This window comes from Saccharopolyspora halophila (assembly GCF_039531955.1).
Classification (GTDB): domain Bacteria; phylum Actinomycetota; class Actinomycetes; order Mycobacteriales; family Pseudonocardiaceae; genus Saccharopolyspora; species Saccharopolyspora halophila.
Genome location: NZ_BAAARA010000039.1, coordinates 1 through 9,467, shown reverse-complemented (window position 1 = coordinate 9,467; position 9,467 = coordinate 1). Strand labels below are relative to the sequence as shown.

Genomic DNA, 9,467 nt, shown 5'->3' with positions numbered 1-9,467 from the left:
CGCCGACTCCAGCGTCATGGACCTCATCTCCAAGGGACTCAACACCTCCAGCGACGACTGAGGCACCGCCGCGACCGCTCGGACGAGAAGAGGGCGCCCCCGTGCTGGGGCGTCCTCTTTTTGTCGGCAATACCACCGCCCAGCGCCCTTGCAACGGCCTTGCAAGGCGCTCTGACCTGCGAAAAGGACAAAGCAGACCGATTGCATTAGCAAACCGGCGGACTGATCGATGTTAAGGTTCACTGCAGGTGTGCCGGGAAGTCTGGTCGGCGACCAGTCGTGCTGCCCACACGAACGGAGCGGTCGTGTCCGAGAACAACTCCCGAGCCAACCGTGGTTTCGACTTCGCCGCGTACCTGCGCACCGAAACCGTCGGCGGGATGATCCTGCTGGCCGCCACGGCCGTGGCTCTGGTGTTGGCAAACACGCCGGCCTCCGGCCTCTACACCGCGGTGCGCGACTTCGAGCTCGGCCCGCACCTGCTGCACCTGCACCTCAGCGTCGGCGAGTGGGTCAAGGACGGGCTGCTGGCGATCTTCTTCTTCGTCGCGGGCCTCGAGCTCAAGCGCGAGATGGTCCTCGGCGAGCTGTCCAACCTCCGCAGCGCGCTACTGCCGATCATCGCCGCGGCGGGCGGCATGGTGCTGCCCGCGGTGCTCGCCTTCTCCATCGGCCACGGCACCCCCGGCGCGCACGACGCCTGGGCGATCCCGATGGCCACTGACATCGCGTTCGCGCTGGGCGTGCTGTCGCTGACCGGCTCCTGGATGCCGACCGCGGCCAGGGTGTTCCTGCTCAGCCTCGCGGTGGTCGACGACCTGGGCGCGATCCTGGTGATCGCGGTCCTGTTCACGCACGGCATGAGCCTGGTCTGGCTGGCCACCGCCGTCGCGCTGTGCGCGCTGTACTGGTTCCTGCAGCACAAGCGGGTGACCGCGGCCTGGTTGTACGTGCCGCTGGCCGTGGCGGTCTGGGTCGCGGTGCACTCCAGCGGCATCCACGCCACCATCGCCGGGGTCGCGCTGGGCCTGCTCACCCGCGTCAAGCAGGACCCGAACGAACCCGCCTCCCCCTCGATGCGGCTGGAGCACCGGCTGCAGCCCTGGTCGGCGGGCCTGATCGTGCCGGTGTTCGCGTTCTTCGCGGCCGGTGTGCCGGTCAACCCCGACGCGCTGATGGCCATCTTCGAGGACCGCGTCGCCATCGGCGTGATCGTCGGCCTGCTGGCGGGCAAGCTCTTCGGGATCTTCGGCGTCTCCTGGCTGGCCGTGAAGCTCGGCATCGGGAGCAAGCCCGACGCGGTGTCCTGGCGGGACATGATCGCGCTGGCCATGCTCGGCGGCGTCGGGTTCACGGTGAGCCTGCTGATCGCCGAGCTGTCGCTGACCGGGGAGGCGGCCGAACGGGCCAAGGCCGCGGTGCTGATCGCTTCGGCCACGGCCTCGCTGATCGCGGCCGCCATCCTGATCCGGCGCGGCCGCAAGCTCAAGAACGGCAACAGCGACGACAACGCCTTCCCGGACCCCGACCTCACTCCCCTGAACTGAACCGCCGGACCGAGGTCACTCACGGGTAACGTGTCGCGAGTCGCCGGGCGCTTCCCTGATCACTCGTGGCACGATGGTGCGCGTGAACAGCGCCCAGAAGACCACCAATGGCAGCGGTGAGGGTGCGGGGTGGACCGCGGTGACGTCCATCCCGCTGTCCGAAGAGGGCACCGCCGATCAGAACGAGTCGATCGGGTCGTTGGTCCGCGACGCCACGACGCACCTGTCGACCCTGCTGCGCTCCGAAGTGGAGCTGGCCAAGTCCGAGATCGCCGGTGAGGCCAAGAAGGCTGTCAAGGGCAGTGTCTACTTCATCCTGGCGCTGACCGTGCTCGCGTTCAGCATGTTCTTCCTGTTCTTCACCGCCGCCGAAGGGCTGGCCGCGCTGGGCATCTGGCGCTGGGCCTCCTTCGGGATCGTGTTCCTGGTGATGCTCCTGGTCGCGGGGCTGATGGCGTTGCTGGGCTACCGGCGCGTCCGCAAGCTCAGCGCACCGAAGCGGACCATCGCCACGCTGAAGGACTCCAAGAAGATCACCAAGCGCAAGCACTCCGAGTCCGCCGAAGCGACCGCCTGAGCGTTCCGCGCCGGCCGCGGCGCCCCCGCGCGACGGCTCGAGCGGCGCAGCGACCGCTCGAGCACGTGACCCCGCACCGCTCAGGATCGCCCCGACTCCGCCGCGCGCCCTCGCGGCGACCGGCCGCGATGCCCCGCGGGAGCGGAGGCGTCCGCGCAGTACCGCCGAAATGCTCGCCCGGTGCCTGCGGCTACTTCGTGCAGGCTCCGGTGTCGACCGGCGCGTCGAGGGTCGGCGCCGCCGCCACCTCGTCGCGAACCTCGTCCGCGGTGAGCGCGAACCCGGTCTCCGGGTCGTCCACGGCGGCGCCGAAGACGACGCCCACGACCTCGCCCCGCGGATCGATCAGCGGGCCTCCGGAGTTCCCGCTCTGGACCTTCCCGCGGACCGTGTAGACGTCGCGGACCACCGTCTGCGAGTCGTAGATGTCCGGACCGCGCAGCCGGATGCGCTCGCGGACGCGTCCCGCCGAGGCCGTGTACGGGCCGTCCAGCGGGTACCCGAGGGCGATCACGTCGTCTCCGGATCGCGCACCGTCGGTGAGCGGCAGCGCCTCGGCGTCGAGCGCCGGGACCTCCAGGATCGCCAGGTCCACGTCCGGGCGGTAGAGCACCACCTCGGCGTCGAAGGAGCCGCTGCCGACCTCGATGGCGACCCGGTCGGTACCGGCGACCACGTGCGCGTTGGTCATCACCCGGTGCGGGGAGACCACGAAGCCGGTGCCCTCGAGCGCGCGCGAGCACGAGGTCGCGCGGCCTCGCACCTTCACCACGCTGGGGCGCAGATCGCGCACCACCTCGCTGCCCGCCAGCGCGGAGTCCGGCGGGGCGGTCTCGGCGACCGGCGTCTCGGTGAACGGTTCCAGGGCCTCCGGGAAACCCGTGACGCCGAGCATCTCGCGGAGGTCGTTCGGCAGCGCCCGAGCCTGGTCGGGCATCACCTTGTTGACCCCGCCGAGCACCTGCGAGCTGCTGATCGCCGAGGCCAGCCCGGGCAGCGCCGAGGCCGAGGTGAACGGCAGCGCCACCAGCCAGGCCACCACCAGCACCGCGAAGAACTGCAGGACCGAGCCCAGCGCGTTGTCGACACCGGTCAGCTTGGGCGAGGTGATCCGATCGCGCAGCTCGCGCCCTGCCCACATGCCGAACGTCTCGCCGAGGGCCACCAGCAGCACCACGATGCCGACGCCGAGCGCCAGGCGGGCGACCGGGCTGTGCAGCTGGTCCAGCAGCGCGGGGGCGACCTTCAGCCCGACGATCGCCCCGAGGAAGACTCCGAGGAAGGAGAGCAGCGCGGTCACCAGGCCGCTGCGCGCGCCGGACACCGCGGCGAGCAGCGCCAGCAGCACCACCAGCAGGTCGACCCAGTTCACCCACTCACCCCTAATGACGGACGATCAGTCCGGAACACGGTCTCATGATCCGGCAACGATCAGGCCGCCGGTCGGCAACGCGTCAGGTGTGTCCGAGTCCGATGTCGTCGGCCGCCTCGACCGTGCGCCACGCCGCGTCCAGCTCCCGGACGTCGGCCCGGTTCCACGGGCGCGACCAACCGCCCAGCTCCAGGAGCCCGGCCAGCAGCCCTCCGGTGAAGCCCCAGACGAGCATCCCGGGGATCAGGAACGCCGGGCCGGCCATTCCGCTGGACAGCCGGACCCGCACCCGGTTCTCCGGATCGGTCAGCCGGGAGAGCGGCACCCGCGCCACCGAGGCCGTCTCCCCGGGGTCCATCGGCGCGACGGGCGAGGGTTCGGCCCAGTAGGCCACGACCGGGGTGACCCGGAAGCCGCTGTGCGGGACGTGCAGTTCGGGAAGCCGCGCCACCGGCCGGACGCCCTCGGGCCGTAACCCCACCTCCTCCACGGCCTCGCGCAGCGCGGCGTCGACCGGCCCACGATCGACATCGTCGAGCGAGCCGCCGGGGAAGGCAACCTGACCGGGGTGGCTGTTCAAGTTGTCGGCTCGGCGCAGCAGCAGTACGTCCGGTCCCTGCGAGCCGTCCCCGAACAGGATCAGCACGGCGGCCGGACGGGCCGAATCCGGCGGGGTGTGCTTGGGCCAGCCGAAGTGCCCGGGGTCGAGGTCGGCGGTGCGCTTGACCAGGGTCTGCAGCCAGTCGGGCAGGGTGGCCGGGTTCACCAGGGGGCCGGTATCGGTCACTGCTCCCCCAAGGTGCGTTCGACGGCCTCCCGAACCTCCTGCGCGGATTCGAACGCGACCGGCGGGTCGATGCGCCGCACTTCGCCGTCGGCGGTGACGACGTAGCTGACCGGCAACGTGTTCGGAGTCCGCATCGCGGCCCGGAGCCGGTTGTCCGCGTCGTACACGTTCGGGTAGTGAACGCCGAGCTCGCGCAGCAGGTCAAGACCGCCCGCCTGCGGGCTCTCGACCTGCACGCCCAGCACCCGGATCGCACCGGGCTGCTCGCTGTAGGCCTGCAGCGCGGGCATCTCGGCGCGGCACGGCGGGCACCAGGTGGCCCAGAAGTTGACCAGCGTGGGCTCACCCGCGACCGCGGAGCCCGCCCGGACGGGCTCGCCGTCGGCCATGCAGGTCACCGCGATCCCGGCGAGCTCGGCCGGACCGCCCTGCCCGGCCGGGCAGGGCCGCAGGTTCGCCGCCGCCCGCTGCTGCGGGTCGACCTGCTGCTCGGCGGGCGGCGGAGCCGCCGCGGAACCGCCACCCGGATCGCCGCCGCCGGAATCGTCCCGGGGCCACAGGGCCACTGCCGCCAGCACCGCGAGCACGACCACGACCACCGTCCACTGGATCTCCTTGCGGAAGTCGCGAACGCTCACGCGACCGGGTCCTTCGCCGTCTGCTTCTGCACCGTCTCCTCCGATACCTCGTCGACCACACCGGCCAGCTCGAGCAGTCGCGGCGTCTCCGGGCCGCGCACCAGCTTGGCGGCGGCCACGTGATCGGTCTCCCCGGCGCCGTAGGACGGGCAGTCCTTGGCCAGCAGGCACGCACCGCAGGCGGGATTGCGCGAGTGGCACACCCGGCGCCCGTGGAAGATCACCCGGTGGGAGAGCATCGTCCACTCCTTGCGGGGGATCAGTTCGCCGATCGCGTGCTCGACCTTGACCGGGTCCTCCTCGGTGGTCCAGCCCCAGCGGCGCACCAGCCGCCCGAAGTGGGTGTCGACGGTGATGCCCGGAACGTCGAAGGCGTTGCCGAGGATCACGTTCGCGGTCTTGCGACCGATACCGGGCAGCTTGACCAGTTCGTCGAGCTCGTCCGGAACCTCCCCGCCGTGCTTCTCGACCAGGGCGGCGCCCAGACCCATCAGCGAGGACGCCTTGTTCCGGTAGAAGCCGGTGGAGCGGATCATCTCCTCCAGCTCGGTGCGCTCCGCGCCCGCGTAGTCGGCCGCCGTCGGATAGCGGCGGAACAGCGCGGGCGTGACCGCGTTGACCCGCTTGTCGGTGCACTGCGCGGACAGGATGGTAGCCACGGCGAGTTGCAACGGAGTGTCGAAGTCCAGCTCACAGTGCGCGTCCGGGTAGGCTCCGCCGAGTGCGCGCAGCATGCGGCGGGCACGGCGGACGAGGCCTAGCCTGGTCTCCTCGGACCTGGTCCGGCGGCGCTGCCCCCCACGGGACGGTGTCGCCGCCCGTGGCTCCTGCTCGGGGGTTTTCCCCTGAGCAGGCGACGGGTCGGCGGGCTCGGTACGGGATTCTCTGGCTGACTCCGGCACCCCTCCAGGGTACGGATGGCATCCGACACGAAAGGTGGCCACGTCGTCACTGCGCCCGGTAAGCGGACCCCGCTTACATGTGCCTCGAAGGTATGAGCGAGGATTCACGTCATGATGGCAGCCTGGTTCGTCATCGTCGTACCGCTGGTGATCATGTTCTTCACCCTCTTCATGGAGCGAGTGGAGGCCCGCCTGAGGCACGTGGCGGTACAGGAGAACGAGGTAGAGGAACTGCTGGAGAACGCACGCCCCGATGAGGTGCGCGCGCTCTTCCGCCAAGGCATTGGACGTGCGCTGGAGCTTTTCCAGCTACGCAGGGTGGGACGCGCCGGTAGGCTACGTACCCGCCGTTCGCGCGACCAGTCTTAGAATGCTGGTAGTGATCGGCGGCACACCGCCAGACGCGCTGACGCGGGTCCGGCACCACAGACAGCCGCCGCGTCTCAACATGGAGGGACGAGGTGGACGAGACCCTGGCCCGGGCCGGCATCTTCCAAGGCGTTGAGCCGGCCGCGGCGGAGGCACTGGCCCAGTCGCTGGAACCTGTCGAGTTCCCGCGAGGACACGTGATCTTCGCCGAGGGCGAGCCGGGTGACCGGCTCTACATTATTCAGTCCGGCAAGGTGAAGCTGGGACGCAAGTCCCCGGACGGCAGGGAGAACCTGCTGGCGATCATGGGGCCGTCGGACATGTTCGGCGAGCTTTCCATCTTCGACCCGGGACCGCGGACTTCGACCGCGACGACGGTCACCGAGGTGCGCGCGCTGAGCATGGACCGCAGTGCTCTGCGGCAGTGGATCGCGACGCGCCCGGAGATCGCCGAGCAGCTGCTTCGAGTCGTGGCGCGCCGACTGCGCCGCACCAACGGCATGCTCGCCGACCTGATCTTCACCGACGTACCTGGGCGTGTCGCCAAGGCGCTGCTGCAGCTCGCACAGCGCTTCGGCAGCCAGGAAGCGGGCCTGCTGCGGGTCACCCACGACCTCACGCAGGAAGAGATCGCGCAGTACGTCGGCGCCTCGCGGGAGACCGTGAACAAGGCGCTCGCCGACTTCGCGCACCGCGGCTGGCTGCGGCTCGAGGGCAAGAGCGTGCTCATCCTCGATCCGGAGCGCCTCGCTCGCCGCGCACGCTGACCAGCGGCGACAACTGAAACGACGCCACGCGCGTCGGCGGAAGAGCTCGGGTCCGACCCGGGCTTTCCCGTCGACGCGCGTTTTGGCGTCTCCAGACGACGTGGCCCGGGCGAAGCAGCCCGGGCCACGTCTCCGTCAAGCCAAGTGAAGGGGCCGGACACCGCCCCCGACGCGGTGTTCCGGCCCCTTCACAATCGCGTGGTTGGTCCCCCGACGACTAACCACGCTCCCCCGATCCCCCGGAACCTCGGCCCCGAATCCTCGGCTCCGGAGGAAAGTCCTAATTCGAATGTGCTCGAAGAGTGCCCGCCCGGGCAACCCCTTCTCACCTTCAGAGACGCACCAGAGGCGAAACTGGTTGCAGGCGTCACCCGTTTTGGTTAGCAACCTCACGTCCGCACCCTCGGGAAAACTGGTTGGTACCCACGTACCAGCATCGGCATACTGGTACGCGTGTCCCAGTCCATGACGCTGGCGGACTACCGCCGTGCCCTGAACACACCCGGCGCACGAGTGCCCGTCCTCGCCTCGCTGCTCGGCCGGTGGCCGATCGCGATGTTCGCGATGGCGCTGCTGCTGTACGTGCAGCGGGTGAGCTCCTCGTTCGCGATCGCCGGGATGATCTCGGCCGGCGCGTTGACCGGCGTCGCCGTCGGGGCCGTCGTGCAGGGGCGCATCATGGATCGCATCGGGCCGTCGCTGCCGCTGTACGTCACCTCGCTGCTTTTCGTGGCCGCGGTGACCACCGCGATCACCGCCATCGAGCTGGACGCTCCCGGTTCGATCTTGGTCGGACTGGCCTTCCTGCTCGGCGTCACGCAGCCCAACGTCGAGTCCGCCTCCCGAGCGCTGTGGCAACACCTGCTCCCACCCGGCAGGCTCCGGCAGGCCGCGGTGTCCTACGAGGCGATCAGCCTGGAGGTGTTCTTCATCCTCGGTCCGGGCGTGGCCGCACTGCTGGTCGCCGCGCCCTGGCCGGGCACCGGAATGCTGGTCGCGACCTCGTGCACGGTGCTCGGCAGCGTCTGGTTCGCCACGACCCGCGCGGCGCGCACCCAGCGCCCGGAACCCGCGAAGCCCGGCGGCAGCCTGCTCGGCGCGATCGCCGCACCCGGTATGCGCACCGTGGCGCTGGCCGCCATGGGCTTCGGGGTGCTGATCGGCTACATCGAGGTCGCGATCCCGGCCGCCGCCGTGGAAGCCGGTCAGCCGACCATGGGGGGCGTGCTGATCAGCCTGATGTCGGTGACCTCGGTGCTGGTCGGCATCATCTACGGCGTGCACCCGTGGCCGCGCCCGATGCACTTGCGGCTGCCAGCCTTGCTGATCGGCTTCGCCGGTCTCATCGCCGTGCTGGCGATACCGGACTCGCTGTGGGGCCTGTGCGTCGCTCTCCTCGTCGCGGGCTGCCTGATCACCCCGCAGTCCACCGCGCACTCGGTGGCCATCGAGATCACCGCGCCGCGCGGCAGCGCGGCAGAGGCGTTCGCCTGGGTCGTCACCTCGGTCACCCTCGGCGCCGCCTTCGGCCACTCCACCAGCGGGCAACTCATCGAGCTCAGCGACCCCGGGACGGCCTTCCTCGCCGCGGGCGCGCTCGGCGGGCTGTTCACCCTGATCGTCTGGCTGCGCCGGGCCACGCTGCAGCCCGCGCGGGAGACGTCCGAGCTCGAGCCCGCCGTCGGCTGAGCGGTCGCGCCGGGCTCGGGTCGTGAAGAATATCGGAACTGAGAACAGCGCTAAGCCTTGACCTGCGGGTTCTCCGAGTTGACCTTGGTTGCCGGTTGCTGCTGATGTACGCCGCGGTTTCGCCACGGTGCGCGTTGTGAGCAGCAGGAAGCGCTGGGGTGCCCGTCGAGTTCTTGTCCGATGAGCAGGCTGAAGCGTACGGCCGTCGTTGTCTCGGGCGGAGTCCGAGCGGTTCTTCCTCGACGACGTCGACCGCGGTCTGGTCGAGACCAAGAGGCGTGACCACCCGGCTCGGATTCGAGCTGCAGCTGGTGACGGTGCGCAATGCTGGGGCGTTCCTCGACGATCCGCTGGGGGCGCCGGCGGATTTCGTCGACTACCTCGCCGAGCGGCTCGGTATCGCGGATACCTCGGATGTGAAGACCTATGGCGAGCGGTCGATGACCCGGTTGGAACGCCAGTGGGAGATCCGCAGCGCGGAGTCGTGGCGGGAGTTCTCCGACGTCGGGGGCGATTTGGGCGAGTGGATCGAGGCCCGCGCGCCCGGACGACCGGGGACGGGCCGAAGGCGCTGTTCGACTGCCGTGGCGTGGTTGCGGGAACGGAAGGTGCTGCTTCCGGGGTGTCGACGTTGGTGCGGCTTGTGGCGTCTCGGCGTGAGGCGGCGAATCAGCGGTTTCGGGAGACGCTGCACGATCGCTGCGCGACCGTCCGAACCCGTCTCCGGCAGGCCCTGTCCGCTGCGCGTTTCAGGTTCCTCGCCCGGTGGGAATTTCTGTGATCGCGGCTGTAGACATCATCGCTTGGTCTTGTTACTGT

The 9,467-nt window shown here is 70.1% G+C and carries 10 protein-coding genes; 6 read left to right on the top strand and 4 right to left on the bottom strand.

What is annotated here, in order from left to right:
• Positions 1–305 precede the first annotated feature (305 nt).
• A complete protein-coding gene (nhaA, locus tag ABD289_RS25225) occupies positions 306–1,547 on the top strand; it encodes a Na+/H+ antiporter NhaA (protein WP_344138181.1) in 1,242 nt (413 codons plus the stop codon).
• 73 nt (positions 1,548–1,620) lie between these two features.
• The gene (locus tag ABD289_RS25220) at positions 1,621–2,124 is read left to right on the top strand and encodes a phage holin family protein (protein WP_344138178.1); all 504 of its coding nucleotides are present in this window, start codon (positions 1,621–1,623) and stop codon (positions 2,122–2,124) included.
• Positions 2,125–2,314: 190 nt separating this feature from the next.
• Here the strand turns inward: ABD289_RS25220 and ABD289_RS25215 are convergent, their stop codons facing one another.
• The 4 genes from ABD289_RS25215 to nth all read right to left on the bottom strand — a co-directional run bounded on the left by ABD289_RS25215 (position 2,315) and on the right by nth (position 5,655).
• Positions 2,315–3,496: a MarP family serine protease gene (locus tag ABD289_RS25215; protein WP_344138175.1), complete on the bottom strand. Its 1,182-nt coding sequence runs from the start codon at positions 3,494–3,496 to the stop codon at positions 2,315–2,317.
• A gap of 82 nt (positions 3,497–3,578) precedes the next feature.
• Positions 3,579–4,283: an NUDIX hydrolase gene (locus tag ABD289_RS25210; RefSeq protein ID WP_344138172.1), complete on the bottom strand. Its 705-nt coding sequence runs from the start codon at positions 4,281–4,283 to the stop codon at positions 3,579–3,581.
• Entirely contained in the window at positions 4,280–4,921 is a 642-nt protein-coding gene (locus ABD289_RS25205; RefSeq protein ID WP_344138167.1) for a TlpA family protein disulfide reductase, read from the bottom strand. The genes ABD289_RS25210 and ABD289_RS25205 overlap by 4 nt, the downstream gene beginning before the upstream one ends.
• Positions 4,918–5,655 (bottom strand): endonuclease III, encoded by a 738-nt coding sequence (gene nth / locus ABD289_RS25200; protein ID WP_344138164.1) that lies wholly within the window; start codon positions 5,653–5,655, stop codon positions 4,918–4,920. Before nth ends, ABD289_RS25205 begins: the two co-directional genes overlap by 4 nt.
• A 282-nt stretch (positions 5,656–5,937) precedes the next feature.
• Here nth and ABD289_RS25195 point away from each other — a divergent pair, with 282 nt between their 5' ends.
• The 4 genes from ABD289_RS25195 to ABD289_RS25180 all read left to right on the top strand — a co-directional run.
• On the top strand, positions 5,938–6,192 hold the full coding sequence (locus tag ABD289_RS25195; protein WP_029535541.1) for a hypothetical protein: 255 nt from the start codon (positions 5,938–5,940) through the stop codon (positions 6,190–6,192).
• A 92-nt stretch (positions 6,193–6,284) separates the two neighbouring features.
• Entirely contained in the window at positions 6,285–6,959 is a 675-nt protein-coding gene (locus ABD289_RS25190; protein ID WP_010307868.1) for a Crp/Fnr family transcriptional regulator, read from the top strand.
• Positions 6,960–7,412: 453 nt separating this feature from the next.
• A complete protein-coding gene (locus ABD289_RS25185; RefSeq protein WP_425564778.1) occupies positions 7,413–8,648 on the top strand; it encodes an MFS transporter in 1,236 nt (411 codons plus the stop codon).
• A 278-nt stretch (positions 8,649–8,926) separates the two neighbouring features.
• Positions 8,927–9,467, top strand: a 541-nt coding sequence (locus ABD289_RS25180) for a DUF4158 domain-containing protein (RefSeq protein ID WP_344138151.1), incomplete at its 3' end; no start/stop codon positions are given.

Bases quoted from the DNA above. Each gene is read 5' to 3' on its own strand.
- ABD289_RS25220 (WP_344138178.1), top strand. From the start codon at position 1,621: ATGGTGCGCGTGAACAGCGCCCAGAAGACCACCAATGGCAGCGGTGAG.
- nth (WP_344138164.1), bottom strand. From the start codon at position 5,655: ATGCTGCGCGCACTCGGCGGAGCCTACCCGGACGCGCACTGTGAGCTG.
- ABD289_RS25195 (WP_029535541.1), top strand. From the start codon at position 5,938: ATGGCAGCCTGGTTCGTCATCGTCGTACCGCTGGTGATCATGTTCTTC.